This window comes from Sphaerochaeta pleomorpha str. Grapes (assembly GCF_000236685.1).
Lineage (GTDB): Bacteria > Spirochaetota > Spirochaetia > Sphaerochaetales > Sphaerochaetaceae > Sphaerochaeta > Sphaerochaeta pleomorpha.
Genome location: NC_016633.1, coordinates 2255153 through 2281022, shown reverse-complemented (window position 1 = coordinate 2281022; position 25870 = coordinate 2255153). Strand labels below are relative to the sequence as shown.

Here is a 25870-nt window from a genome sequence, read left to right as displayed (position 1 = left end):
ATTAGAATTTCACCTCAACGCGCGCTTTTGCCTCTTCCTCGATTGCAAGGTATTGTTTTTTAGAAAAATGGGCCATTGAGGCAACCAGAGACGAGGGAAAAACTTCGGTAATAGTATTGAATTGTTTGATAATTGCGTTGTAGTACTTTCGGGCTGAGAGAAGCTGTTCCTCAATTTTCTGCAATTGCTTCTGCAAATCCAAAAACCCTGCATTTGCTTTCAGGTCCGGATAGGCTTCGCTGAGTGCAAAAAGTGATTTCAAGGTCGAGCTAAAGCCTTTGTTCAAGGCATCTTTTTCTTCAAGGGTGGTTGCACTCATCGCTTTGTTCCGAGCTTCAATGACTGCTGTGAGGGTTCCCTGCTCATGTTTGGCATACCCTTTTACGGTCTCAACAAGATTGGGAACAAGGTCATATCTCTGTTTCAGATGTGCATCAATGGCTGAAGCGGCCTCTTCTCCCTGGTTTCTGAGTCTGACCAACCGATTGTATACCCCAACAAAATACATTGCGAGAACTACTATGATTGCGATGATAATAAATACAGCTACCATATGACACTCCTTATCAATATAGCGCTAGCATGCATCACAATACAGTGTCGGTCAAGGGTTGATAGAAAAAGAGGCCAGTTCAATCTTGCATTGCAGACAATTGTACTGTATCTTTATTCGTGTAAAACGCATAAATATTCCGTTTATATAAAGTAAGACAGGAGAATTATCACCATGAGGGAAAGACACAACCGGTTGGCCGTTGTAAAAGAATTGATAAAAAACAACCGTATAGACAATCAGGACACGTTACTTGAAATGCTCAAGACAGAAGGATACAACGTAACGCAGGCCACCCTTTCGAGAGACCTAAAAATGCTGAAAGTCGGAAAAATATCTGATGGCTGGTCAGGATATTATTACGCCCTTCCCGAAAATGATCTGATAAGCGAATCAGAGAAAAGCTATATACAAGACGTCCGCAGAGGTATCCTCTCTATTGAATTCTCAGGCAATTTCGGTGTCATCAAAACCAGACCCGGACATGCAAACAGCGTGGGCATCGCCCTCGATGTCCTTGCTTTGCCAGAAATACTGGGAACCCTTGCAGGCGACGATACGATTTTCGTAATCCTTCGCGAAGGAATGAGCAAAGAAGACCTTCAGGACAGCTTCAAAACCCGCATACCTGAAATAGAAGAATAAAGCAGCCTTGCACATACACGCCCCTCCCAATACAATGGAGGGGCGTTTTCGTCATGAGGAGAAAAAATAATGGAATTCAAAAATCTCGATTCTTGTACATCGTTCGCCAAACTCAGGAACCAGGAACCCTGTTCAGTGAAAGACATGCTTACGAAAGAACGTATCCAAGCCTTTTCCATTCTTGAAGGCGGTGGCCTTACCTATAACTATGCAGCTATGCCGGTTACCGAGGCAACCATCCAGACTTTACAAGAACTCAGCAATGAACAGCAGTTAATTGAAAAATACATAGCCCTGCTGAACGGGGAAACAATGAATACCGGGGAAAACCGTCTGGTGCTTCACCAACTTACCCGTGGCCAGATACTGAATCCTGTCTTTGCAGATAATGAAGACAAAGGCAAGTTCTACCAGGGGCAGCTCGAGAAAATCAAAGAGTTCTCCTCAAAAGTCCGTAAGGGGGAAATCACCGGTTCCACGGGAAAGCCATTTTCCACCGTTGTCCAGATTGGAATCGGGGGGAGCGACCTTGGCCCAAGGGCCCTCTACCTTGCTTTGAAAGGAAGCCAGGACGAAAAGCAGCTTGCAGCCAAGTTCATCAGCAACGTCGACCCTGATGATGCCGCCGATGTGATAAGTGGGCTCGATTTCGAGACTACCTTGTTCATCCTTGTCTCAAAAAGCGGAACTACTTTGGAAACCCTCACAAACAGGGACCTTGTGATAGAAGCAATCAAGGCAAGCGGAATCAAGGGAATAGACCCGTCAAGGCATATTGTAGCTGTTACCAGCAAAACCAGCCCCCTTGCTTCATCCGATACCGTATTGGACGCCTTCTTCATTGATGATTACATCGGAGGACGTTACAGCTCCACCAGTGCAGTCGGTGGAGTACTCCTTTCTCTTGCCTTTGGATATGAAACCTTTGCAGAACTACTACAAGGAGCCCATGAGGCAGACAAGATGGCCCTCGAAAATGACATAACCAAAAACGCAGCCCTCATGGATGCCCTTATCGGCGTATACCTTCGCAACGTACTAGCCTTGCCTACCACTGCGATCCTGCCCTATTCCCAGGGCCTGAACCGGTTCCCTGCCCATTTGCAGCAAGTGGATATGGAAAGCAACGGAAAACACGTGAACCGTTCGGGCGAAAAAGTCTCCTATGCAACAGGACCGGTCATTTTCGGGGAAAGCGGGACCAATGGACAACATTCTTTCTATCAGTTGTTACATCAGGGAACCGATACCGTCGCCTTGCAGTTCATTGGGTTCTCTGAATCCCAGTATGGCAAGGACATCGTGGTGGAAGGGTCGACCAGTCAGAAAAAACTCAATGCAAACCTTGCTGCGCAGATTGTAGCCTTCGCCCGGGGAAAAGACGACAAAAACCCCAACAAACAATTTGAAGGGAACCGATATTCTTCCCTGCTTACCGCCAGGACCCTCAATGCCAGGACCCTTGGGGCATTGCTTGCCCACTATGAAAACAAGGTGATGTTCCAGGGTTTTGCTTGGAATCTCAACAGCTTTGACCAAGAAGGTGTCCAGCTAGGGAAAATCCTTGCAAAGAAAGTGCTCGAAGGATGCAAGGATGACCCAATCCTAAAAGCCTATGCCGACCTGCTCTAGAGAAAAATGATGGTAAACCCCGGAGTCCAGGTTTCTTGCCCGGACTCCGTTTTTCTTTTCTCCTGCTAAAAGCTACCATGTAAGCCGGCCAATTTGTGTAGAAAAAATTGCAACAGCAGGTTTGAATATATGAATGGAATAGCGTTTCAAATAAAACATAGGGTGTATAAACAAATATTTTCCCAATAATGTTCCATTTTTCATATTATTTTGCAAAAGTATAAAAAAACCCCCTAGGGAAAAGGAGGTTAAACCCTAGAGGGAACAAAAGGAGGTTAGAAAAAATCCGAATCAATTGCTATCTGATCCAACGGATGCAGAAGCATGTCGTTCTCTTTCTGATTTGTACGGTACAAACAACGGGAGAAAAAATCAAGCAGTTATTCAATTTTTTATAAAAATATTTTATTCCTTTTAGTTACAATGCCACTAATTAACAAAAACCCTACTCGCTTTTCATAAAATTATTGCATCAATGCATAAATACTTGCATTCCTACGCACCTAGCCCTGTATCCGAATTTTCTCGGCACGGGCTCTTTGTACACGGACAAATGAAAAAAGGCGCCACATTTCTGCAACGCCTTTTCAGGGAATGGGATAGTAGTCAATCCTTGTTCTTCATCATAAAGGGCTGTCTGGTATTTTCCAAGACATCCCTCCAGAGAGAACCCTCAAGATCCACATGGTTTCTTGTACTTACCGCCACTTTGATAGGAAGGTGAACGAACCTATTGTTTACCTGCGCAATCAAGGCCTGGGTTTTTCCTGACATTGCCGCATGGACTGCATGAGCACCAAGCCGTGCACAATAGATCGAGTCAAAAGAATCTGCAGGGGCACTTCGGATGATGTATGAAGGATCGATATACTTGACATTGGTATCGATTCCCTCTTGTTTGAAATAGGCATTAATCCTGTCTTTGAGGAAAATACCGATATCCTGGTATTTCACATTGCCCGAGGCGTCGGTTTCCCCGGTAGAGGGAACCAAGTCCTGTCCTGCTCCTTCCGAAATGAGTACCACTGCGTGGCTTCTTTCAAGGATTCTCTGCTTCAGCCTTGCAAGTAAACCCTCAGGGCCATCGAGATCGAACGGATTCTCTGGGATCAGGCAGAAATTGACATCGCTCTGGGCGAGGGAGGTGTTTGCCGCAATGAATCCTGACTCACGGCCCATGACCTTTACAAGCCCGATGCCATGGATTGAATTCTTTGCTTCGATATGGGCACAGCGAACAACAGGGACTGCCATCTGTACTGCAGTATCGACGCCAAAGGAACTTTGGATGAACGAAAGATCATTGTCGATTGTCTTGGGAATTCCGATAACAGATATCTTAAGCCCTCTCTTTTTGACTTCCTCGCTGATATCAAAGGCCCCTCGGAGCGTTCCGTCACCGCCGACGGTAACAAGGATGTTTATATTCATCCTCTCAAGCGAATCAACGATTTCCTCGACCTGTTTTCCACCACCGCGGGCAGAACCGAGAATGGTACCGCCCTTTTCCTGGATGTCATCAACTACATCGGGGTCAAGGGGAATCAAGGGCCAAGGACTGTTTTCGAGAAGGCCCTGGTATCCATACTGGACTCCGCTGATCCTTCTCACCCCGTAACGATACCAGAAACATCTGACAACCGCACGGATTACATTATTCAAACCTGGGCATATTCCCCCACATGTACAGATTGCGGCATGTACATGAGCTGGGTTGAAATAGATTTTCGCACGTGGGCCGGCAACTTCCAAGGTTTCTTCATGGCGGGGAACAGGATGCCCTTTCTCGTCGATATCGGTGTCGATACTGTACAAGATATGGTCATCGTCGGTTACATAGTCAGCCTGCCCGTCATCATGGGTCGTACTCATCATTATAGGGGAGGAAATCTTTGCCTCTCCCAGGCTTGGAATAGAAAAATCAATCTTATTTGAACTCATCACACACCTCCGTGAAATTCTTCCGATGAACCTGCTTCATCAAGCAATTGGGAAAGTTGTTCGGAAAATCGGTTATATGGTATCGAAACCTGCTCTTTGACGCCCTGCTCGAAGGTTTCATAGAGTTCTATAAACCGTTCGGCAAAAGGGGTCAGCGTCGCACCATCGCGATTCGCGCCCCCTTTTTTGCGGTCAAGGACAGCAATACCAAGGTTTTTCTCAAGGTTCTTAACCATACCAAAGGCTTTTGAATAGGAGAGATCGAGAACAGACGCTGCTTTTCTAAGCGACTTCTGTTCCTGTACCTGTTGTAAAAGCCAGAGCACCCCGATTCCCATGAATTTTTCACCATCTTCATCGACCAGGTATATTTTTGTTTTTACTTCCATGCTTCGCCAGCAGCCTGGTAAACCAGGTCAACCAATTCTGGTATTTTATCACATTCTACCGAACAATAGGCAAGGCGGAGGGTATCATCTTTAATGCTGATACATCCGACCTGATATTTCTCAAGCAGATATTGCCTGAGTTGTTCGGAACTGCCCTTGCACTTGAATGCCATAAAATACCCGCTATTATACGGATAGGGTTTCAACAGCTCGGAACCGGCATGTTTTTCCAAGGCCTTTGTCAACGCATGGAAACGCTTTGCCATCTCCAATCTGGCATTCTCTTTATCCCTGAGATAGTTCTTTCCGTCGCGCATCGCATGGAGCAGGAGGCTCTGCCCCGGACGGTCACAGTTGGAAACCGTGCTACGGATAATCCCAAGGGTTTTTTTATTCAAGGCATCGTACTGGGCGGGGGTCAAAGACTTGGAGGCATAGGTCAAGAACCCGATTCTAAACCCCCAGACCATATCTTCCTTTGTCGCAGCGTCACACTTGATGGCAAAAATATTGTCATGGGCATTTGCTATCCGGGTAAAAAGGCCTTCCTTGGCTGTCTCCTCTTCAAAGAACAGACCGAAATAGGCATCATCACAAAGAACCATCAATTTCATGCCATCTTCGGCAAGGTCGATCAAGGCCTCTGCGATAGCGTTCATCTCAGTCTCACTCGGGGTATACCCGGTAGGGTTGTTGGGAAAATTCAAAAGGATACGGGCTTTACCCCCGCTCACCGAGGCAAGGACCTCTTTCATGGCAGCCACATTGAAGCCACCTTTGTCGTCATACAAAGGGAACGTCTTGACCGTCGCATTGACCTGCTGGGCAAAGATCAGCTCATAGTTATCCCAGGCAAGGTCGGGAATAACCAAAGTGTCACCACTCTGGGCAAAAAGCTGGGCCAGACAACTCAACCCGTGGGTCAAACCACCGGTTACGATCGGAAGGGAAAAATGCTTCCCCTGCAGTGAAGGATTCTTTTTGAAAAGCATTTCCTTCCAGAGAGCACGAAGCTGAGGGTCTCCACCGCCTGCTGCATAGGAGAAAATTTCTGCAGGAGTCAGGGAATCCTGGGAAAACTGGTTGTAGATATCGCTAAGATACATGGGCTGTCCATCAGATGTAGCCATACCTATCGTAGCATTGAAGCGAGTCGCCTTCAGTTTTGCCTCGGCGCTCTGGGCTACAATCCCCTTGGGGAAAAACATTCGACGTCCCACGTCGGATAGCATTTCGTCAACGATGGTACCTTTCAATATCTCATTCAATTCGATGGCAAGTTCATGCATAACGGATCCTCCACTTACTTATACCTGTATATACGTTTCCTGAAAAAATGTCACTAAACCTTTGTTAAAAAGAGAATTCGCCTTGCAATTCTTCCTTGGACAACTCTTTTTTCACCCTGGACTGTTTTTCTGCAATCAAATCAAGGAACGCTTCCTCATTTACGATATGCACAGAAAGATTCTCTGCCTTGGTGAGTTTGCTCCCGGCCCCACTACCCGCCAAAAGATGGGTGGTTTTCCCTGTGATAGAGGAAACAGTACGCCCTCCACGCTTCTCAATCTCTTCCAAGGCCAGATCCCTTGGATTGAAATGGTCGAAGGAACCAGTCACACACCAAACCTGACCTGCGAAAACCTGCTCGAGCCCAGTATCCTTGTTTCCAGATTCCTCAAAGCAGAGTCCCGCCTTGCGAAGTGCTTCGATTCGCCTTTGCATTGAGGGGTCGTTGAGACTGTCCACAAGCAGCCGGGCGGTTTTTTCGCCCATTTGTTTGATAGCAACCAATCTTTCAATGTCTTCGTTTCTCGCAATCGTCAAAAGTTCATCCATGCTGGTAATTCCACTGGAAACCAACAAATCGGCAGCCTTTTTCCCAAATTCACTAATACCGAGGGAAACCAGTACCCGGCGGAACGGTTGCTCCTTGCTTTTTTCTACCCCTTCAATGATCGCCTCAATTTTCTTTACCCCGAAACCGGGGGTATCGCTGAGGACCTTTCTGTAGTCAATGGTATAAATATCGTCTACATCCTTCAACAGGCCTTTTTCCAACAAGGCCGAAGCAGTCTCAGGGCCAAAGGATTCAATATCCATCTGTGCTTTTCCGATGAAAAAGGCAACCCTTCCCTTTACCTGGTCAGGACAGAGGGGGTTCGGACAAAAGGTATGGGCACCGTTTTTGACCAATAGCTTCTGGCAACTTGGACAGGTATCCTGCATTTTCCAAACAGCTTCCCCGTTCTCGTTTTTTTCAATTACACGCTCAACTGCCGGGATAACATCACCCCGCTTGGATATTTCCACGGTATCACCGATGGCCAGTTCAAGCATATCGATATAATCTTGGTTGTGCAAAGTGACATTGGAAACCGTTGACCCCCCTATCAAGACTGGTTTCACCCTTGCAACAGGCGTAACCCTGCCGGTCCTGCCGACCTGGATATCAATTTTTTGCACGACAGTCGTAGCCTGGGGAGATTCGAATTTATAGGCTATCGCCCAACGGGGATGGTGCGAGGTATATCCGAACTGCTCACGGATTGCCAATTCATTCACCTTTGCCACAAGCCCGTCAATCTCGTAGAGCAAAGCATTTCGGCCATCCGTACGCGCTTGGATATAGGAAGGGATATCGGAAAACGAACCACCAAATCCTTCAAGGGAGGCCTCCTTGAGTCTTTTTTGTGCTTCTTCTTTCGTTTTGCAGAACAACCCTATGGTAGGGTTGATCCGAAAACCATATTCCTTAAGTTTCGAGAGAATCATGACATGGTCGTCAAGGGGAAGGCCTTCTTCCCAGAATCCTTCATATACGAACATTTGCAGGGGGACCTTGGCCACTTCACTGCTTTTTATCCTTCTGATAGTCCCCGCCGCGAGGTTTCTTGGATTCGCATAGGGTATTTCCATGGATTTGTTCAATTTGAGAAAATCAGCTTTCTGCAGATAGACTTCGCCCCTCACTGCCAGGGTATCGGGATGGGGCAGGCGCAATGGGATGGAGGCTATCGTCTTCACATTTGCGGTGACATCATTTCCCACGGTGCCGTTCCCACGGGTTACAGCCTTTACCAGCAACCCTTTTTCATAGTAGAGGACCATGGAAATTCCATCAATCTTCTCCTCTATGACGTAGCTCAATCCCTGTCTCATTTTCTGCTGGCTCTTGGCGACCCAGGAAAGTACGGCCTCATTGCTATAGGCTTTATCGAGACTGAGAACCGGAATAGAATGTACTACTTCCGGAAAATCGCTACTGAGGTCACTACCGACACGCTGGGTCGGGGAATCAGGAAACCTAAACTCTGGATATTCTTTCTCCAGGTTGCTGAGCCTATCGAAAAACCGGTCATATTCCAAGTCACTCACCAAGGGGTGATTATCCACATAATAGGCCTTCTGATACTCCCTAAGACGGGAGGACAGTTGCAGGACCTCTTCAAGCAGGGTTTGTTTGTTTTCTTCCATAGGGGTAGTTTACTGTTCGCAAGTTTTCCTGACAAGGCAGTATACTTCGACTTTTTCGTCTTTATCAGGTCGGTTGCAAAGAGACGTCTATCATTGCAGATAATGGTGCAACATGGTATCTTTCAGTACTAGGGAGTCTATCCGATACATAATGGCAGAAAAGAAACCTTCATATGCAAAAATTAACATGCTCCATGGAATTGTCATATCCTCAAAAGTCGGTTCCGGGAAAATCGGGGAAATCCGCATTCCGGAACTCGACAACAATTTCGTCGTGGTGGGAACGCGCGATATACCCGGGACAAACAGGGTAAGGGTGCTGGATGAATCCATTCCTTTGCTTACCTCCTCGCAAATATCCTACCTCGGACAACCCATACTTGCCATGTTCGGATTTGACAGTGAATCAGTCCAACTCAAAAGCAAAGAAATTGAGATAAAAATACAGGATATTGATGCTGAAAAAGGGGAAACAGACAATAGGAAACCCTTTGAGTATAGCCATGGAAACCTGCAGACCGCCATTGATGCGGCGGGGTTGCTTGTACTGGAACGAAATTACCATTTTTCCGACCCACACGAAAGATGCAATGATATCACCCGTATCACCGCAGAACAGGAAGAAGACAAGCTCCATATCTATACCCCGACCCAATGGCCATCGCATGTACGAGACACAGTCAGTGAGATAACAACATTTCCCAGAAAGAAAATTATTATCCACAAGCTTCCTTTTTATGCTCCGCACGATGAAATGCTGATCAATCCATCTATTTTGGCTTCGATTGCAGCCATAGCCTGCCTCAAGGGAAAATGCCCTGTTGAAATCCAGAGCAGGATTGCAAACAAGCGCCCTACAATTGAAATCTCAAGGAAATCCTGGTATTACCCCGATGGGCGTGTACAGGCTGAGAAAATCCTTGCCAAGGTAAACCAAGGGGTTGCCCCCTTTTTCAGTGAAGAGATGGGCAATCAATTGATCGCAGGGCTTGTCCCCCTCTATCCGTTGGAAGCCCTGGAAATAACCATCAAAATCGAAACAGATGCTTCCCGGCCGGCTCACTTCTATGGCGACCTTGGGTATTGTGAGGCGCTATCCTGCACAGAAGCCCATTACTCGGTACTGGCTAAAATGACTGGATACAGCCCTGCTGCCTGGAGAATCAAATATGCCTCGGAAACCCCAGAGCACAACCAGGTGATACGAAGCGAAAAATATGCAAGGCTCAAAGAAATTATCAACGACACTTGTCTCCGTTGTGATTTCCAGCGTAAAAATGCCGCTTATGAGATGCAATCCCAGATGCGGGTGAAAATGTCTACGTTCTTTAACTACAGCAGAGGTATCGGGGTGGCCTGCGGAGCGGGAATAAGCGGTTTCAGCACTTCCTGCCAGAAATTACCGCAGCAGTCAGTGCAGGTCCAGCTCAATCCAAACAATAAAGTCGAGTGCAATACGTCGTTCTATACCACGGGATCCAGCTCAGAAATATGGAAGCAAATAATCTCTGAGGAGCTGAACGTCGAAAAAGACAATATCTCTTTCGCAACCGAAGAAAAGGAACTTATCGACAGCGGTCCTTCCGTTCTTTCTGCCAACAGTGGCAGAATGCCCTTCCAAATTCAGAAAGCCTGTATGCAGGTCAAGGAAAAACGGTTTCTACAACCCCTTCCCATTTGTGAGACCGTCATTTCGGCTAAGCAATCGGGCAAAAACAATGCCATGTTCTACAGCAACAACTGGATCGCCGTTGCCTTGGAACTGGAGATAGACACGGTGACCCTTCAACCCTTGGTCCGAAATGTCTGGGTGACAATCGCCACTGGCAGAATCTTTGATGACCAGAGCCTTAAAAGCAAAATACGGCATACCATCGTAACTACCTTGAGGGAGGGAGGAGCGTTGCTTTCCAGCGGGAAAAGCTTTTCCATCGATATCCAGATTGTCGGAGACGGGAATCAGATATCATCTTCCTTTTCCAGTGCCCTCAAGGGGGTTGTCACCGCATCCTTCCTGTCGGCTTTGGAGCAGGCCCTTGGGTCAAATATTCCAAATGTTCCTGTCAGTGGGGATACAATCCTGTCAACGATGAGGGCAAAGACATGAAAATTGAATGCTCAATAGATGGGAAAGCCTTATCACTTTCCGTCAATTCAAACAAACCGCTCTCTTTGATCCTCATGGAAGACGTAGGAAACAGGTCGCTGATGAGCCATTGCCAGGGAAACGGATGCGGAAACTGTATCGTACTCTTGAACGAAGAGGCCGTACTGAGCTGTATGGTCCCGGCCTTCCGTCTCAGGGAGGCAACCATCAGGACCTTTGACAGTTTCCAGAAAACAAGGCAATACAGGGATATAGAACGTGCATACCATGCAACGGGAAACACACCCTGTCCCAACTGCTATGCATCAAAAACCCTCATTATCGAATCGATCTTGCAGGACCTGACCAATAGCCATCCGGAACAAACCAGTTCCTCGCTTACTGGCCGGCTTCGTTTTACCAGTGATACCAATGAGTCGTTTGACGACAAAAACATCATCCAGGAATTGTCCCTGAATACCTGCAATTGCATGGATATGTCGGAAATGCTCCAGATAGTGGAGCTTGCCCTTGGCTACAGGAGGCGAAAACGTGTACGAAGGAATTAGGTCCCCAGCCATCCACATACCTAAAAACATGTCAGAATTCAATTCCATTGCATTACGATACCCAAAAGCAAAAATCTGGGCTGGCGGGACCTATCTGATGAGCCAGAAAAATTACTACCCCAGTGAGACCAATGAGGATATAATCGACCTTGGGGATATGGAAGAATTGAAGAAAATAACCAGGAATGACCGATTCGTGGAAATCGGTTCAATGGTTACGGCATCCCAGCTGCTTTCTGCAGGCAAATTGGTTTTGCCGGATATACTGCTGGAAACCCTGCAGTCGCTTTCTTCCCAGATAGTCCGCCGACAAATCACCATAGGCGGCACACTCTGCATCCCCGACAAAAGGCTTTCCCTCTCCACAACCCTGGCGGTCCTTGATGCAACTGCCGAAATCAAGCTTTTCCAGGGAAATAAAGTCTCGACCCAATGGATACCGATTTCCAGGCTCTACGATAAAAACGGGAAACTCGTGGTCAATGCAGATAAAATACTCATGACCAGAATCAGGATTGGACTGGATTTTGGCGACTACCAACGCTTTTATATCGTGGAAGACCCTATACGGAACATGGAGGAATGCGTTATCTTCGCATTTCAGGCCAAAAGTACACAAAGCTCCCTCAACAAGGTAAAGTTCTGTATGAACTTTCCCCAGAAAGCTTTTCATATCAACAAAGACATCGAGGCAAAGTTGTCAGGTCAAACCCTTCCGATCAACCCCGAACGTGTCAATACAATTTCGTATGAACTGGTTGCCGAATTAAAAAAACAACATAGTTCAATCACCGAACTGCAGCTTGAACGAGGCCGAAGGATGTTTGAATCTGTCCTGCATGGCATGAACTCGCAAGCCCTGTTAACTTGATTTCCCTGGAGTTTTCAATGGAAGTTACCGATACGCAAATCCCGGAAGGCGGCTTTGTCCACTTACACAACCATACTGACTTTTCTCTGCTTGACGGAGCTGCTTCAATTCCCAAATACATGGCAAAAGCAAAAGAAATGGGAATGACGAGTCTCGCCATCACCGACCATGGCAACATGTTCGGAGCCTTACGGTTCTATAATGCAGCAAGGGAAGCCGGTATCAATCCGATTTTGGGTTGCGAGTTCTACTGCAACCCTTCTAGCCGTACCGAGAAACCGGCCCCCGGCGGTAAGAAGACCCACCAATACCATTTGATCCTTCTTGCGATGAATGAGAAGGGGTATCACAACCTGATGGAACTCAACTCGATTGCCTATACCGAAGGTTTCTATTTCAAACCCAGAATAGACGACGAATTGCTGAAGTCCCATAATGAGGGGCTCATCTGCCTGTCAGCCTGTCTGGGGGGAGAAATCCTACAGTTATTGCTCAAGGGACAATATGAAGAAGCAAAAGAACGGGCTCTCTGGTTCTCCACGGTTTTCGACGACGACCGCTATTTCATCGAAATGCAGGATCATAACCTCCCCGAACAGAAACAGACAAACCCACTGCTCAAAAAACTGAGCGAGGAGACAGGGATTCCCCTTGTCTGTACCAACGATATCCACTATATCGAGCAAAGTGATGCGAATGCCCAGGACTTGTTGCTGTGTATCGGCACCAACTCTAAAAAAAATGACCCAGACCGGATGCGTTTCCCCAACTCCGAGTTCTATATGAAAACCCCCCAGGAGATGGAAAAGATTTTCTCCTGGTGTCCCGAGGCCCTGGCTAACACAAATCGGATAGCAAAAAGATGTAACCTTGAGATTAACTTCCCAGGCCCCTTGCTCCCGGAATTCGAGGTCCCTGAGGGATTTACCGACCCTGCACAGTATTTGACCTATCTTTCGAACGAGGGGTTGAAAGAACGCTATAAAGTAATTACCCCAGAGTTACAGCAGCGACTGGACTATGAGCTGGGCATTATCATAAAAATGAAATTCGAGGGATATTTCCTTATTGTCCGCGATTATATCTATTGGGCCAAAACCCATGATATCCCCGTAGGCCCGGGCCGCGGTTCCGGAGCAGGATCTCTCGTTGCCTATTCCATTTCCATTACCGATGTCGATCCTATAAAATTCAACCTTCTGTTCGAACGGTTTTTGAACCCTGAACGGGTGAGCATGCCTGACTTCGATATCGACTTCTGTTTCGAAAGAAGACAGGAGGTAATAACCTATGTCACTGAGCATTACGGTACGGACAGGGTAGCACAGATTGCCACCTTTGGAACCTTGAAGGCGAAGGCAGTCGTAAAAGACGTTGCAAGGGTTCTCGACATTCCCTTCGATGAATCGAACAACATCTGCAAACTCATCCCTGATGAACCCAAGATGAACCTGACCAAGGCTTTTGAGCAGAACAAGGAACTCGGGGAACTCGAGGCGCGCGGGGGTCTCTATGCGGAGTTGTTTGATGTCGCAAGGCGTCTTGAAGGGCTTAACAGGCATACATCGACCCATGCCGCAGGTGTCGTCATTGGCAAGGAAAAGCTCATAAACTATGTCCCTCTCTATCGTGATGCCAAAACCGGGGCAATCTCAACCCAGTACACGATGGACCTCATCGAAGAATGTGGCTTGGTAAAGATGGACTTTCTGGGGTTGAAAACCTTGACCCTCCTTAAACATACGGAAGATCTGGTCAAGAAAAAACACCCCGACTTCACTATGGAGAACCTTGACGAACAGGACCCCAAGACCTTTGCTATGCTCTGCAAGGGGGACAGTACTGCCGTTTTCCAGTTTGAAAGCACAGGAATGCAGAATATTCTGCGTGAGGCGCAACCCTCGAACCTGGAAGACCTGGTTGCCTTGAATGCCCTGTACCGCCCAGGCCCCATGGCCTATATCCCGCAATTCGTAGCCTGCAAACTGGGAAAACAACCCATTACCTATGCGAACCCCGAATTGGAAAACGAACTCAAGACAACCTATGGGGTCATTGTGTACCAGGAACAGGTCATGAAGGTCGCCCAGATAATCGCAGGGTATTCCCTTGGCGGTGCTGACATCCTCAGACGAATCATGGGTAAGAAAAAAGTTGCGGCCCTGGAGAAAGAGAAGGTCAAATTCATCGAAGGAGCCAAGGCTCTGGGAAGAACCGAAAAACATGCAGCTGAAATATTTGAAATGCTAGAACCGTTTGCCGGGTATGGATTCAACAAATCCCATGCCGTGGCCTATTCGGTTGTTGCCTACCAGACAGCCTACATGAAAGCCAACTACCCTGCCGAGTTCCTTGCTGCAAACCTGACCAACGAGATGGGGAGTCCTGACAAATTCACCGAATATCTCCAGGTTGCCAAGGATATGGGTCTGGAGATAATGCCGCCTTCTGTAAATTACTCAGACAAACACTTCTCTGTCGTAGAAGGTAAAATCGTATACGGGTTGGCCGGTATCAAGAACGTAGGGGAGGCAGTGGTAGAGTCCTTTGTCAAGGAACGTGAGAAAAACGGTCCCTTCAAGGATTTTCTCGACTTCTTGATGCGCATCGAGGCAAAGGCTGCGAACTCAAAGCTCCTTGAGTCCCTGATCAAGGCCGGGGCGTTCGACACTATGGGGGTAAACCGTCCTACCTTGCTAGAGAACGTATCTGATGCCGTAACCTATGTGCAAAAAAGGAAAGAGGCGAACGCTTTCGGACAGATTTCGCTCTTTGACGAAGAGCAGGAAGCCGAAATGGATACCTTCACCATGCGACCGATGGAAGACTGGGAACTGAAGGAAAAACTGGAAACCGAAAAAGAACTCTTGGGTTTCTATATCTCAGGACACCCAATGGATGCATTCAAACAGGCAATCAAGGAGAGGGTAACGGTTAATACCTCAAAACCCGAACAACTCCCGTTCGGCAAGAACACGAACATCATTGCCATGGTAACAGGTCTCAGGCCCTACACAACCAAAAAGGGCTCGATTATGTGCTTCTTGCAGCTTACCGATCTAAACGCCACCTTTGACGCAACGCTTTTCCCGAAATCCTATGAGCAGTTCAAGGATACCCTCCATGTGGATGGAATCTACGGGTTTAGTGGGAAATTCGACAATTCAAGGGGTATTGAAAAGGTTTCCTACCTCATCGACCAAGTCTACACGGACCCAAACGAACTTGCACCGGTAGCTGTTTCCTCTTGCCATATAGAAATGGAAAAGTCTTTCTGTACCAATGAACATATCACCGAGCTGAGGGATATCTGCCTCAGTTTCGGGGGGCTCTGTTCACTCGAGCTTATTATAAAAAATTCAGAAGACCTTACAAAGAGTTCCATTACCTGCGGAAGGGAATTTGCAGTCCGCTTTTGTGAGGATTTCATCCGTGAAGTGAGAAAGATCCCTGCAGTTCAGAATATATGGTTCGACTAATTTGGAAAAGTTGGATATCTTAATACATGGAGGACCCACATGAACCAGACCTATTCATATGATATCAACCCTGGGGTTTTTTCTTCTTCTCAGGCTCTTATGACGATTGCGAATGTTTTAGCGACCATAATCTCACTCTATTCCATATGCATCTGGCTCAGAATCATATTGACCTGGATAAAGATTCCTGGGCAAACGCAGGAAAACAGCGTAGCACGGTTTTTGGGCAAGATTGTTGACCCATACCTTGCCTGGTTCAAGGGAATTACCTCGCTACGTAGAAGCAGGCTCGACCTCACCCCTCTGGTTGCATTGGCTGCCCTCTCGATTGTCCAGAGCATCCTCAGGCTTTTCGGAGCCTACGGCAAGATTACTGTTGGACTGGTATTTGGTTTGGTCTTGCAAACCCTCTGGGGTTATATCCTTAGCCCTATACTGTGGTTTATTATTATCTTATTGATAATCCGATTGGTTTTCTGCTATAAGCGAGGACCCAACACTATCCAGTACATCAAGATGCTCGACTCTATGATCGGGGGCGTCTTGAATTGGGTACAGGGATTGTTCTACAAGAACAGAACCATAAATGACCGGCAACTCGTTACGACAAGCCTGGTGTTCTTTGTGCTGGTCTATTTTATATGTGCTGGTTTTCTCGGTTTTGCGGTAGCAGCCCTGGCAAAGATCCCGTTCTGACATGCAATATCTCCGCAACCTCAAGGACAGTATCTCTACATTACCAAAAGTAGGCCCTTCAGCCACTAAATGTTACTCAGAGATGGGCATTTTTACATTCTCTGACCTCTTGTCACTCTCACCCCGTGCGTGGGAAGACAGGAGTATGATACATGCCTTGGGAGAGCTTGAGGACGGGATGACGGCAAATACACTCGTTGAAGTGGTTGCCCATTCCTACTTCGGTCCAAAGTTTTCAAATAAAAGAACCTTGAAAATCCTTGTAAAGGATGTCTCACAGAAAGGTTACGGAAGACTTTCCCTCGTGTGTTTCGGCAGGAACTTCCTGGAGAAAACACTCAAAGTAGGACATATCTACTATCTGTATGGGACAGTAAGCCGCCATATGGGAGAATTGCAATGTTCGCAATTCGAGATGACCCCTGCAACGGAGGACGGTGACTTTCCTGATTCCTTCGGGAAAATTCTCCCTATCTACCCGCTTAAGGGAACCCTAAGCCAGAGGATCATACGCCGGGATGTCTTGGCAATCCTCTCAAAAGTCGACCGCTTCGAAGAAGAATTACCGCTCTCGATCCGCACAAAGCATTCGCTCCTCTCTTTTGATGAAGCACTGAGGATCTGGCATTTCCCTCCAAGTCTTTCTTCCCATGACCATGCGCGAAAGACGCTTGCCTTCAGTGAGCTATTCTACCTGCAGCTTGTAGCCAGACGGAGAAATGTTTCCCTGGCAAGGGGGACTTCCCAGGGACCGTCCACTCCTACAAAACTGGAACTGAAATTCATTGAGGATCTTCCATTTCCCCTTACCGCAGACCAAATGACAGTCCTAAAAGAAATCCGTAAGGATCTGGACAGCGAGCAAGCCATGAACCGATTGCTCCAAGGAGATGTAGGTAGCGGCAAGACACTGGTTGCCTGGATAAGTTCTTTGCATGTACTCTCAACCGGAGCACAGGTAGCCTTCATGGCCCCAACTGAGTTGCTTTCCCGCCAACATGCCGAATCAGCGGCAAGACTGCTCGAACCGCTGGGAATTCGCATTGCATTTCTTACAGGATCAGTCAAGGGGAAAGAAAGGAAACTCCTGCTTCAGGCAATTGCAAAGGGAAATGTCGATATAATCATCGGAACCCATGCCCTGTTTTCCAAGGAAGTGAGTTTCAAGAATCTCCGGTATGTGATCATCGATGAACAGCACCGTTTCGGGGTTGAACAAAGGCTTGCCCTGTTGCAGAAAGCCGAGGTCCCAGATCTGTTGCTTATGACGGCAACCCCAATTCCCAGGACACTCTCCCTGACAGTATTTGGAAACCTGAATGTTTCGACTATCAGGACCATGCCGCCGCAAAGAGTCCCTATCGTTACCCACCTTGTAAGCGAAGGAAGCAGGGAACGTATGTATAAGGCAATTTCTGTCGAGTTCAAGCGAGGCCACCAAGCCTATTTTGTCTATCCCCGGATCGATGATACGGGAGAAAGCAATCTACGCGATGTGACCAATATGTTTGAGTTCTTGAAGGAACACTATCCCCAGGTTCCTTCTGCCCTCATCCATAGCAAGCTCGACGAAGAGGAGAAAATGGCAATCCTCAAAAACTACCAGGAAGGGAAACTGCAATACCTTGTTTCAACCAGTGTCGTAGAGGTCGGAATCGACATCCCCAATGCAACCTGTATGGTAATCGAGCATGCAGATAGATTTGGGCTCAGCGCCCTCCACCAGCTTCGCGGACGGGTGGGAAGAAGCCATCTGCAATCCTATTGTTTTTTGGTATTCGGCAATGATCTCACCGACGATGCCAAACAGCGATTGAAAGTAATGAAGGAATCAAATGACGGTTTCTATATTGCCGAACAAGACCTGGTTATCAGGGGGCCAGGGGAAATTACAGGGACTCGGCAATCGGGATTCCTCCGCCTCCACTATGCATCCCTTAGCGAAGACCTCGATTTAATAGAACAGGCGAGGAAAGAGGCAGACCGGATTCTGCTGACAGACCCGGCTTTCTTGACTGAAGACAATAGCGTAATCAGGAGAACCCTCTCAGAGTCATCTCCATTTGAGGAAGAAAACCAAGAGGTTTTTTGAGTTGCCTTGAATAAACGCTTCCCATATTTTATTATCAAAGGCATTGAGGTAGCGAAGTGCGAGTTACAGGTGGAAAATATCGTGGCAGAACGGTTCTGTGCCCCCCCGGGGTTATCAGACCTGCAATGGATTGTATGAGGGAATCATTATTTGATATTCTCGGAAATTTGGAAGGTCAATCCTGGCTCGACTTATTTACCGGAAGCGGTTGCGTAGGAATCGAAGCAGCCTCAAGAGGGGCTAGCCCCGTACATTTAGTCGAGAAGGACCGTGGTAAAAAAGCCACAATCTTGAATAACATAGGGATGGTTGAGTCAGAAATCCAATTGTTTATGACCGATGTAAGACGGTTCATCCCTACGGCAAAACGGCAATACGATATTGTGTATGCAGATCCTCCATTCCCCATGGATGGGAAAATAGAACTGGCCAGAGCAATCGATAAAGCAAAGCTGCTGACCCCGGGTGGTCTATTTATCATTCACTATCCCGCCGAGGAAAAAAAAGACTGGCCCAAGGAAATCGGAAACCTTCTCTGTTATGACGAACGAAAATACGGCCGGAGTACCCTCCGGTTCTTTAGGAATAGTAAGGAAGACGCAAATAATGGAAGTTAGTTTTGCAGCAATTGACCAAAATAATGTATCACATAGCAAGTTCATGACGTATAGCTACGAGACAGATAGTTATTATTACGCAAGGCTAGCCTTCTATTTTGAAATTGTACAGGAAGCTGCAGGTCTCCATGCGGCATGCAGGGGTTGCAGTATCCCCGAGATGCATAAAGAAGGGAAAACCTGGGTAATCACCCGATCCCAAATCCATATAGACCGATATACCAGATGGCCGGAGACAATCTCCATTGAGACATGGGCCCAAAAACCGCTGCGTCTGCATCTGCCTAGGGTAATACGAGGTGTCGACGAGAAAAAAGAACCGGTCTTTACCGCGACAACCTTCTGGGCAGTCTTGGATATCGAGCATAATGGCAGGCCCTGCCGCCCTGGGGTAATCTCCGAACGCATAGGACAACCTCCAGAGGAATTGGAGCAATACAACCTTGATGTCGATTTAAAACGAAGACCTACCTATGAAGAATCCGGTTGCACGACCTTGTCAGTCTACAAGCCAACCATCCAGTATCTCGATTCTGACAGCAACCAGCATATAAACAATATTTCCTATCTGAACTGGGCGATGGAATCACTTCCCGATGCATTCAGGAACCGGGTAAAAGTGTCGGATATAGATGTATCCTGGATCAGACAGACATTCGCAGGGGATACTATTACCGTATATACGGGAAGCTTGGATGCCGAAGCCTTCCAATCAGAAACCCCAGTCCTATTTCATAAGATTGTGAGGACTGAAAAGGACCTGAGCAAAACAACAGTATGGGAAGGAATGACCACCTGGCAGAAACGACCTGAATGAAGAAAATCAGATAAAGACTTTTCTGAGGGAGGGGTCTTTTCCCAACAGGAGTCCTATGGACTCCCTCACCGGGAAAAACCCTTTTTTCTCATTGGCTGAATAATAGCAATACCAGCATTGTTCATCGCTCTTGTACCTTGCATCACAACTTACCACATACCTGCTAGCCCACCCTCTCTCAGGGGTGGGAAGGATTTCTGCCCTGAAAGATGTTTTCCAGGAAATCCCATCGGAACTTTCCAACTGAAGGAGAATCGAGGTAGTCTTCCCCTTCTTTTTGTCCCAGCGCATCGCACATTCGAAAGCGGCAAAACCATCGCTTGCCTGCACGACCTTAATGCTACCACAGGCCATATTCCTGTACTTGTCATTCGCATCCGGCTTGAGCAGGGGCTTTCCTTCATTTGCAAGGATGTAAGGCCCTTCCAGGGTATCGGCCGTTGCCAAGGCAAAATAGGTTGAGGCTTTTTGTCTGGAATCCTCAAGAACCGTATGGGAAGCTCCAAAATACAGGCTATACCCTTCATCTGTCTTAAAAAGCTGGGGACGGGAAATTCTGGGTTTATCAAGCCGATAGGAGGCAAACGGAACATCCTTGCTGTCAAGGATGATTTTTGGTTCACTAAAGAGAATGAGATCGGTTGAGGAACGCAATTCAAAGCGACTTGAACTTATTTTTTCAAAGTCCCTTCTTCTCACATGCCCCTTTCTCAGGGCAGGAAGGGAAGAATCGTGTTTCTCATATAACAGATACCAGACACCATCCTGATAAAAAACAAAGGGAGAGTGCCCTCTCATCTCAATCATTTTCCGAGGTTCCCAGGAAATGCCATTTTCACTGGTGAAATGCTCAAGGCCTACCCAGGTATGGGCAAAGAGATGCCATTTCCCATCAGGCCCCTGGTCGGGAAACAGAAAACAAGGATCGCAAAGGCGACCAAGGTACCAGAGACTTCGGAGAACCGGTTCATCACTGAAGGGAAACCAAGAGATTTTGGAAAAAGAAGAAACCGAGGGAAGATTCATCGTCAGTCCTCACGTCGAGGGTTTTTTTTCCGTTTGGATACCAGTGGGGCCAATTTATCCTCAAGCTGGAATTTTTTTGTCATCCATTTGATAACAATCGAATACAACCAGAAACTCCCTCCGATACTTACCAAAAAAGACAAACCAAGCCAAAGGGGAACAAAGTTGCTATTCGGGTCGACAAAGCGTGTAATCAATATAAAACAGATTACAAAGAGAAGGAGCATGATCACTATATTCAGGATAGTGGCTGCAAGCATAAACCAGACAGTATTGGATTTCTTAGACATCGGTTGTTTCCTTTTCTCCCTTCGGGGGGAATAGTAAAGTAAGGGCAAGGAGAATTCCGCTTACCACCAAAGAGGCATCGGCAATATTCCAGGTCGGCCAACGGTCAAACCCTAGAAAACCATAGGTGTTGACTGAAATAAAATCAACCACCCTGAAAGAACGGAATATACGGTCGGTAAGATTACCCATCCCACCACCAAGGAACAAGGCAAGAACCCATCGTTGCAAGGGGGAAAGGCTATACTTATTCGAAAAAAAGACATAGGCAACGCCAATGAGAAGAAATACAGGAAAGATGATGAATCCCAGCAACTTTACAAGTATAGGCAAACCAAGCCCCATACTGAAAGCTATTGCCGTATTGCGGACATGCACTATATACAGGAAATCCCCGAAAAACGTATATCCAATGGTGTTTTCAGCAATATGGGTGACAATCCAAGCCTTTGTAAGCTGGTCAGCTGCAAGCACCAGCAAGGTTAAGAATAACGGAAGAAATCTGTTTCGGGGTTTAGTATCCATAACGGCAATATACTACAGACCCGTTGGGTTAGCAACAAAGACAGTTTCCAGGCCAAAGTTCTTTTTCAGGTGTCCTGCAAGTTCCTGCACCCCGAACACCTCACTGAGATAATGGCCACCGGCAATGAGGGTAATCTTGTTTTCCAGGCAATCGTTATACACCTGATGTTCACATTCGCCTGTAATGAAGCAGTCAAGCCCCTCATCCAGCGCTGCATAGACATCATCGCTTGCCCCACCGCTTACGATACCGATTGTCCTTATCTCCTGTTTTCCGAACGGAAGGATAATGGGATTCAAGAATCCCAAGGTCTTTGCGATGGAGGCAGGGTCTAGGGAAACGGCAGAGACACCCTTGAACCCAAGGGTCTTTCCTTTGTATAAGGCAAAAGGCTCAATCTGCAGCAAGCCAAGCAAACGGGCCATTACCGCATTGTTCCCGACTTCACTGTGGGCATCAAGGGGCAGATGGGCTGCATAAAGGTCCAAATGATTGTCAAGTAATGTTTTGACCCTGTTATAATGGCTCTTTGTTATAGGAAGGGGGGAACCCCAGAAAAGGCCATGGTGCACGATAAGCAGATCGGATTTGGCCTCAATGGCAAGGTCAAAGGTCTTCTGACATGCATCAACGGCAAACGCCACGCGCTTTACTTCCCTGTCAGGGCCCCCGACAACCAATCCATTCGAAGAACGATCGATAGGGGCAAAGGAGGCAATATCCAGATACTGGTCAAGATAGTTTATCAATACATCACGTTTCATGGTTGCAGTATAAAGAGTTGACACCATTTGTTCCACCACCTATAGTTCGGTCATGACTGCAATGGTAACAACCGTCAAAGAACTTCCCTACGAAGAAGCCTGCTTTGACTTTGATCTCGAAATGATACATGAATGCCGCAAGAATGTTTCCGATGAAGGCATCATCGGACAACCGAGGGCTATACGTTCCCTTGCTATGGGATTTGCCCTTGAAAAAGCCGGATATAACATATTTGTAAGCGGAAACACAGGAAGCGGAAGATTGGAGGCTGTCAAACAGATGGCTGAAAAGGCACGTATGGATATCTCCCATGTAAAAGATATTGCCTACGTCTGTAACTTCACCCAAAGCGACAGCCCTCTTGCCTTGACCTTCTCACCTGGAAAAGGGCAGGAATTTGCCGATGCAATGGAAATTTTCTCCCGGAAACTTGTCCAGCTTGCCGTAGAGAAGACAAATTTCCTTGAAGCGTCCTCCAAACTGGTAGAAAGCCTAGAAAAACAGTTTCAGGACAAACAGATTGTCGTGTTCCTCAAGCACCTGAAAGATGACCTTATCAGGCAGGAACCACGCATCAATACGCTCAATGAGGAAAAAATCCTGAAAGACCCGATCACTGGACGCTATAGGGTAAATCTGCTGGTCAACCATGCTGACACCACCCTCAGGCCATTGGTAATCGAGTCTCACCCGACCTTCTCCAATCTCTTCGGCTCTGTGGATGCCCACCAAAGCAACTATCACCTTGCGCTCCATGCAGGATCGCTTCTTGAAGCTGCAGGAGGCTTCATTGTCATAAATGCCGAGGAATTATTGGCTGAAACCGGCCTCTGGGATGCCCTCAAGCGTTATCTAGACTCCAACGCATTGGCCCTTGAAGGCAAATGTTTCCCCAAAGGAGAGATGCGAAGCGGCGGTATCCGACCACAGATGGCCCCTATCAGTGTTAAAGTGATACTTATTGGAAGCGAGGATACCTTCGACACCCTGACTGAACATGATGAACGGTTTCTGGGACTCTTCAAGATTTCGGCACAGTTTGATTACTCGATGGCAGCTACTGCGGAAAACATTGCCAAGACGATTTCCGTATTGACCAGATATGCCGAGAAAAACAATCTCCTTCCACTCAGCGATGACGCCCTCAGCCAGATGCTGCGTTACAGTGCCTGGTTCTCGGAATCAAGAAACGAACTGGCAACCCAGTTCTCCCAGTTATTCGATGTCCTTATCGAGGCAGATTACTGGGCAAGGGCAGCAGGCAAGGATTCCATAGACGGCGCAATGATCCTCAAAGCCAACGACGAACGCAGTTACATAAGCGGAATCTCGGAAAGCCGCATCAATGATGAAATTCTCAATGGCGAAATGATTATCAGCCTTACCGGTTCCAAAACCGGAGTAGTTAACGGTTTGGCTGTCATGGACCGTGGTGCGGCTTCTTTTGGAACCCCAACGGTAATTTCTGCAACTGTCGCACCGGGGAATGAAGGAATCGTCAACATTGAACATGAGGCCGGGCTGAGCGGGGAAATCCATGACAAGGGACTGCTTATCCTTGAGGGTTATCTGCGCAAGCACTATGCAAGGACCTTTCCGCTTTCCATCTATGCAGGGATTGCTTTCGAACAGTCCTATGCAGAAGTCGATGGAGACAGCGCCTCTTCCTCTGAATTATATGCCCTGCTCTCTGCAATCGGGGAACTTCCGATACGGCAGGAAATTGCCGTGACAGGTTCGGTCAACCAGATGGGCATGATACAGCCAGTAGGCGGTATCAATGAGAAGATCGAAGGGTTCTTCAGGACTTGCCAGGCAACAGGCCTCACGGGGAAGCAGGGGGTTATCATCCCCTATCAGAATGTAAAAAACCTGATTCTCCCCTATGAAATCCTGGATGCTATCAAAAACCATACCTTCCATATCTATCCGATCAAAACCATTGATGAAGGGATGCAGGTATTGAGTGGTAGACCGCCGGGGAAGCGCAATACAAAAGGCAACTTCACCCCGGACAACTTCAATTACAGTATTGAGGACAGGTTGCGCAAGATGTATCAGGCAGTGGTTGCGACTAGAGGCTAGAATCTGGCTCTGACAGTTCCTTCATGAAGGGAAATACAAGGGCAAGGGAAAGGACAACACTTAGCAGGTCTGCAATAGGCTGGGAAATCTGAATCCCGAGAATTCCTACAAATTTCGGTAGGGTTGCTATAAGCGGAACAAAGAAAATCCCTTGCCTTGCCAGAGCCAACACTGAGCTCTTCGCCCCATGGTTAGTACTCTGAAACAGCATCCCGCTAAGGGTATTGAATGCCATGAACGGCATCAAGATACACTGAAACCGAATGGCTACGGTACCGATTTCAAGTACCTTGGGGTCGGAAATGAATACCCGTATTATGCTATTTGCCCCAAGAAAGCAGAGAAACCCAATAATCGCAAACGAGCTCACTCCGACTTTTACGCAGAAAACAAAAGCTTTTTTGAGCCGGTCATACCGTTTGGCTCCCCAGCTGAACCCGGAGACCGGCTGGAACCCCTGCCCGAACCCTATCAGGGCAGAATTGAGAAACTGCATAATCCTATTCGTAATAGACATGGCTGCAATCGCAGCATCCCCAAAGGGACCGGCAAATACGTTGAGACAAATTACGGAAACTGTTCCCATAAGGTTTCGTATCAACGAGGGAAGCCCAACTTTGAAGATATCCTTATATACCTTCCAAGAAAAACGGAAGTTCCGTATTGAGAGATGCAAATTGCTCCGATGGTAAAGAAAATGGGAGAGCAGGATACCAAAACTGATCAATTGACTGATAATGGTAGCCAGTGCCGCCCCACGGATGCCCAGATCAAGACCAAAGATAAAGACCGGATCCAGTATAACATTGATAATAGCCCCACTGCTCATGCCTATCATCCCCAATGTTGCCTTACCTTCCGAGCGCAGGTTGTTGTTCATCGTATAGCATACGGTCATCCATGGGGCTCCGATCAAAATGGTCGAACCATAGGCTATGGCAAGCGGTTCAATCGTGGAAGTAGATCCTAGAAATCTTACCAGGCCAGTCATATGGGTCAACCCAAAGAACGACAGGCAGAGAGCAACTCCAATTGAGGTAAAAAATGCCGTGCTGAACACTTCATCGGCACGTTTGTTCTCCTTTGCCCCCAATAGCCGTGCAACGACATTAGCCGACCCCTGTCCAAAGGTAATCCCGATTGCCTGGATAATGCTCATAAGGGAAAAGACAATCCCCACGGCAGCGCTTGCAGTCGTACCGATATGGCTGACAAAAATAGTGTCGGTCATGCTGTAGAATGAGGTGATTAGCATGGAGATGATAGTCGGGACAGCCAAGGTGAGTATCAGGTCCTTGACCGGTGTATCAATCATT

Annotated in this window: 21 protein-coding genes; 11 read left to right on the top strand and 10 right to left on the bottom strand. The window is 47.3% G+C overall.

The window, feature by feature from the left end:
* Position 1: 1 nt before the first annotated feature.
* Positions 2-553: a LemA family protein gene (locus SPIGRAPES_RS10345; protein ID WP_014270704.1), complete on the bottom strand. Its 552-nt coding sequence runs from the start codon at positions 551-553 to the stop codon at positions 2-4.
* A gap of 174 nt (positions 554-727) precedes the next feature.
* Here SPIGRAPES_RS10345 and SPIGRAPES_RS10340 point away from each other — a divergent pair, with 174 nt between their 5' ends.
* Together SPIGRAPES_RS10340 and SPIGRAPES_RS10335 are read left to right on the top strand one after the other, a co-directional pair.
* Positions 728-1198 (top strand): arginine repressor, encoded by a 471-nt coding sequence (locus tag SPIGRAPES_RS10340; protein ID WP_014270703.1) that lies wholly within the window; start codon positions 728-730, stop codon positions 1196-1198.
* Positions 1199-1267: 69 nt separating this feature from the next.
* Positions 1268-2830 carry a glucose-6-phosphate isomerase gene (locus SPIGRAPES_RS10335; RefSeq protein ID WP_014270702.1) on the top strand — a complete coding sequence of 521 codons (1563 nt, stop codon included), beginning with the start codon at positions 1268-1270 and terminating at the stop codon, positions 2828-2830.
* Positions 2831-3436: 606 nt separating this feature from the next.
* On the opposite strand, the gene SPIGRAPES_RS10330 is transcribed toward SPIGRAPES_RS10335, so the two are convergent.
* The 4 genes from SPIGRAPES_RS10330 to ligA form a co-directional block, all read right to left on the bottom strand.
* Entirely contained in the window at positions 3437-4771 is a 1335-nt protein-coding gene (locus SPIGRAPES_RS10330; RefSeq protein ID WP_014270701.1) for an ATP-dependent 6-phosphofructokinase, read from the bottom strand.
* Positions 4771-5160 (bottom strand): winged helix-turn-helix domain-containing protein, encoded by a 390-nt coding sequence (locus SPIGRAPES_RS10325; RefSeq protein WP_014270700.1) that lies wholly within the window; start codon positions 5158-5160, stop codon positions 4771-4773. Before SPIGRAPES_RS10325 ends, SPIGRAPES_RS10330 begins: the two co-directional genes overlap by 1 nt.
* Positions 5151-6449, bottom strand: coding sequence for an aminotransferase class I/II-fold pyridoxal phosphate-dependent enzyme (locus SPIGRAPES_RS10320; protein ID WP_014270699.1), 1299 nt, complete (start codon positions 6447-6449; stop codon positions 5151-5153). The genes SPIGRAPES_RS10325 and SPIGRAPES_RS10320 overlap by 10 nt, the downstream gene beginning before the upstream one ends.
* A 64-nt stretch (positions 6450-6513) precedes the next feature.
* Positions 6514-8637 (bottom strand): NAD-dependent DNA ligase LigA, encoded by a 2124-nt coding sequence (gene ligA, locus SPIGRAPES_RS10315; protein ID WP_014270698.1) that lies wholly within the window; start codon positions 8635-8637, stop codon positions 6514-6516.
* 151 nt (positions 8638-8788) lie between these two features.
* Here ligA and SPIGRAPES_RS10310 point away from each other — a divergent pair, with 151 nt between their 5' ends.
* Genes SPIGRAPES_RS10310 through SPIGRAPES_RS10275 form a run of 8 tightly spaced genes read left to right on the top strand, consistent with a single transcriptional unit; the run spans position 8789 to position 19864 of the window.
* Positions 8789-10744 (top strand): molybdopterin cofactor-binding domain-containing protein, encoded by a 1956-nt coding sequence (locus tag SPIGRAPES_RS10310; protein ID WP_014270697.1) that lies wholly within the window; start codon positions 8789-8791, stop codon positions 10742-10744.
* Positions 10741-11292 carry a 2Fe-2S iron-sulfur cluster-binding protein gene (locus SPIGRAPES_RS10305; RefSeq protein WP_014270696.1) on the top strand — a complete coding sequence of 184 codons (552 nt, stop codon included), beginning with the start codon at positions 10741-10743 and terminating at the stop codon, positions 11290-11292. Before SPIGRAPES_RS10310 ends, SPIGRAPES_RS10305 begins: the two co-directional genes overlap by 4 nt.
* Positions 11276-12163, top strand: a complete 888-nt coding sequence (locus SPIGRAPES_RS10300; protein ID WP_014270695.1) for an FAD binding domain-containing protein — start codon at positions 11276-11278, stop codon at positions 12161-12163. Before SPIGRAPES_RS10305 ends, SPIGRAPES_RS10300 begins: the two co-directional genes overlap by 17 nt.
* A 17-nt stretch (positions 12164-12180) precedes the next feature.
* Entirely contained in the window at positions 12181-15642 is a 3462-nt protein-coding gene (gene dnaE / locus SPIGRAPES_RS10295) for a DNA polymerase III subunit alpha (protein ID WP_014270694.1), read from the top strand.
* Between the two features lie 39 nt (positions 15643-15681).
* The gene (locus tag SPIGRAPES_RS10290) at positions 15682-16338 is read left to right on the top strand and encodes a YggT family protein (protein ID WP_014270693.1); all 657 of its coding nucleotides are present in this window, start codon (positions 15682-15684) and stop codon (positions 16336-16338) included.
* Position 16339: 1 nt separating this feature from the next.
* Positions 16340-18430 carry an ATP-dependent DNA helicase RecG gene (recG, locus tag SPIGRAPES_RS10285; protein WP_014270692.1) on the top strand — a complete coding sequence of 697 codons (2091 nt, stop codon included), beginning with the start codon at positions 16340-16342 and terminating at the stop codon, positions 18428-18430.
* A gap of 56 nt (positions 18431-18486) precedes the next feature.
* Positions 18487-19047, top strand: a complete 561-nt coding sequence (rsmD, locus tag SPIGRAPES_RS10280) for a 16S rRNA (guanine(966)-N(2))-methyltransferase RsmD (protein ID WP_014270691.1) — start codon at positions 18487-18489, stop codon at positions 19045-19047.
* Positions 19037-19864 carry an acyl-[acyl-carrier-protein] thioesterase gene (locus SPIGRAPES_RS10275; RefSeq protein ID WP_014270690.1) on the top strand — a complete coding sequence of 276 codons (828 nt, stop codon included), beginning with the start codon at positions 19037-19039 and terminating at the stop codon, positions 19862-19864. The genes rsmD and SPIGRAPES_RS10275 overlap by 11 nt, the downstream gene beginning before the upstream one ends.
* A gap of 6 nt (positions 19865-19870) precedes the next feature.
* Here SPIGRAPES_RS10275 and SPIGRAPES_RS10270 read toward each other — a convergent pair whose 3' ends face one another.
* From SPIGRAPES_RS10270 to SPIGRAPES_RS10255, 4 genes are read right to left on the bottom strand one after another with little or no spacing between them, the layout of a single operon-like run.
* Entirely contained in the window at positions 19871-20890 is a 1020-nt protein-coding gene (locus SPIGRAPES_RS10270) for a glycoside hydrolase family protein (RefSeq protein ID WP_014270689.1), read from the bottom strand.
* Positions 20891-20892: 2 nt separating this feature from the next.
* Positions 20893-21180: a hypothetical protein gene (locus tag SPIGRAPES_RS10265; RefSeq protein WP_014270688.1), complete on the bottom strand. Its 288-nt coding sequence runs from the start codon at positions 21178-21180 to the stop codon at positions 20893-20895.
* Complete coding sequence (gene lspA, locus SPIGRAPES_RS10260; RefSeq protein WP_014270687.1) at positions 21173-21703, bottom strand: signal peptidase II; 531 nt, start codon at positions 21701-21703, stop codon at positions 21173-21175. Before lspA ends, SPIGRAPES_RS10265 begins: the two co-directional genes overlap by 8 nt.
* 12 nt (positions 21704-21715) lie before the next feature.
* Positions 21716-22468, bottom strand: a complete 753-nt coding sequence (locus tag SPIGRAPES_RS10255) for a Nif3-like dinuclear metal center hexameric protein (RefSeq protein WP_041385275.1) — start codon at positions 22466-22468, stop codon at positions 21716-21718.
* 52 nt (positions 22469-22520) lie between these two features.
* On the opposite strand from SPIGRAPES_RS10255, the gene SPIGRAPES_RS10250 reads away from it, so the two are divergent.
* Entirely contained in the window at positions 22521-24554 is a 2034-nt protein-coding gene (locus SPIGRAPES_RS10250; protein ID WP_014270685.1) for a Lon protease family protein, read from the top strand.
* Here the strand turns inward: SPIGRAPES_RS10250 and SPIGRAPES_RS10245 are convergent.
* On the bottom strand, positions 24544-25869 hold the full coding sequence (locus SPIGRAPES_RS10245; protein WP_041384613.1) for an MATE family efflux transporter: 1326 nt from the start codon (positions 25867-25869) through the stop codon (positions 24544-24546). The genes SPIGRAPES_RS10250 and SPIGRAPES_RS10245 overlap by 11 nt on opposite strands.
* Position 25870 lies beyond the last annotated feature (1 nt).

Excerpts from the sequence above, each read along its gene's own strand:
- lspA (WP_014270687.1), bottom strand. The coding sequence starts at position 21,703 with ATGGATACTAAACCCCGAAACAGATTTCTTCCGTTATTCTTAACCTTG.
- SPIGRAPES_RS10250 (WP_014270685.1), top strand. The coding sequence starts at position 22,521 with ATGACTGCAATGGTAACAACCGTCAAAGAACTTCCCTACGAAGAAGCC.
- SPIGRAPES_RS10325 (WP_014270700.1), bottom strand. The coding sequence starts at position 5,160 with ATGGAAGTAAAAACAAAAATATACCTGGTCGATGAAGATGGTGAAAAA.
- SPIGRAPES_RS10265 (WP_014270688.1), bottom strand. The coding sequence starts at position 21,180 with ATGTCTAAGAAATCCAATACTGTCTGGTTTATGCTTGCAGCCACTATC.
- SPIGRAPES_RS10345 (WP_014270704.1), bottom strand. The coding sequence starts at position 553 with ATGGTAGCTGTATTTATTATCATCGCAATCATAGTAGTTCTCGCAATG.
- SPIGRAPES_RS10245 (WP_041384613.1), bottom strand. The coding sequence starts at position 25,869 with ATGATTGATACACCGGTCAAGGACCTGATACTCACCTTGGCTGTCCCG.
- SPIGRAPES_RS10340 (WP_014270703.1), top strand. The coding sequence starts at position 728 with ATGAGGGAAAGACACAACCGGTTGGCCGTTGTAAAAGAATTGATAAAA.
- SPIGRAPES_RS10290 (WP_014270693.1), top strand. The coding sequence starts at position 15,682 with ATGAACCAGACCTATTCATATGATATCAACCCTGGGGTTTTTTCTTCT.
- SPIGRAPES_RS10320 (WP_014270699.1), bottom strand. The coding sequence starts at position 6,449 with ATGCATGAACTTGCCATCGAATTGAATGAGATATTGAAAGGTACCATC.
- SPIGRAPES_RS10255 (WP_041385275.1), bottom strand. The coding sequence starts at position 22,468 with ATGAAACGTGATGTATTGATAAACTATCTTGACCAGTATCTGGATATT.
- SPIGRAPES_RS10270 (WP_014270689.1), bottom strand. The coding sequence starts at position 20,890 with ATGAATCTTCCCTCGGTTTCTTCTTTTTCCAAAATCTCTTGGTTTCCC.
- SPIGRAPES_RS10275 (WP_014270690.1), top strand. The coding sequence starts at position 19,037 with ATGGAAGTTAGTTTTGCAGCAATTGACCAAAATAATGTATCACATAGC.
- dnaE (WP_014270694.1), top strand. The coding sequence starts at position 12,181 with ATGGAAGTTACCGATACGCAAATCCCGGAAGGCGGCTTTGTCCACTTA.
- SPIGRAPES_RS10305 (WP_014270696.1), top strand. The coding sequence starts at position 10,741 with ATGAAAATTGAATGCTCAATAGATGGGAAAGCCTTATCACTTTCCGTC.
- ligA (WP_014270698.1), bottom strand. The coding sequence starts at position 8,637 with ATGGAAGAAAACAAACAAACCCTGCTTGAAGAGGTCCTGCAACTGTCC.
- SPIGRAPES_RS10310 (WP_014270697.1), top strand. The coding sequence starts at position 8,789 with ATGGCAGAAAAGAAACCTTCATATGCAAAAATTAACATGCTCCATGGA.
- SPIGRAPES_RS10330 (WP_014270701.1), bottom strand. The coding sequence starts at position 4,771 with ATGAGTTCAAATAAGATTGATTTTTCTATTCCAAGCCTGGGAGAGGCA.
- recG (WP_014270692.1), top strand. The coding sequence starts at position 16,340 with ATGCAATATCTCCGCAACCTCAAGGACAGTATCTCTACATTACCAAAA.
- SPIGRAPES_RS10335 (WP_014270702.1), top strand. The coding sequence starts at position 1,268 with ATGGAATTCAAAAATCTCGATTCTTGTACATCGTTCGCCAAACTCAGG.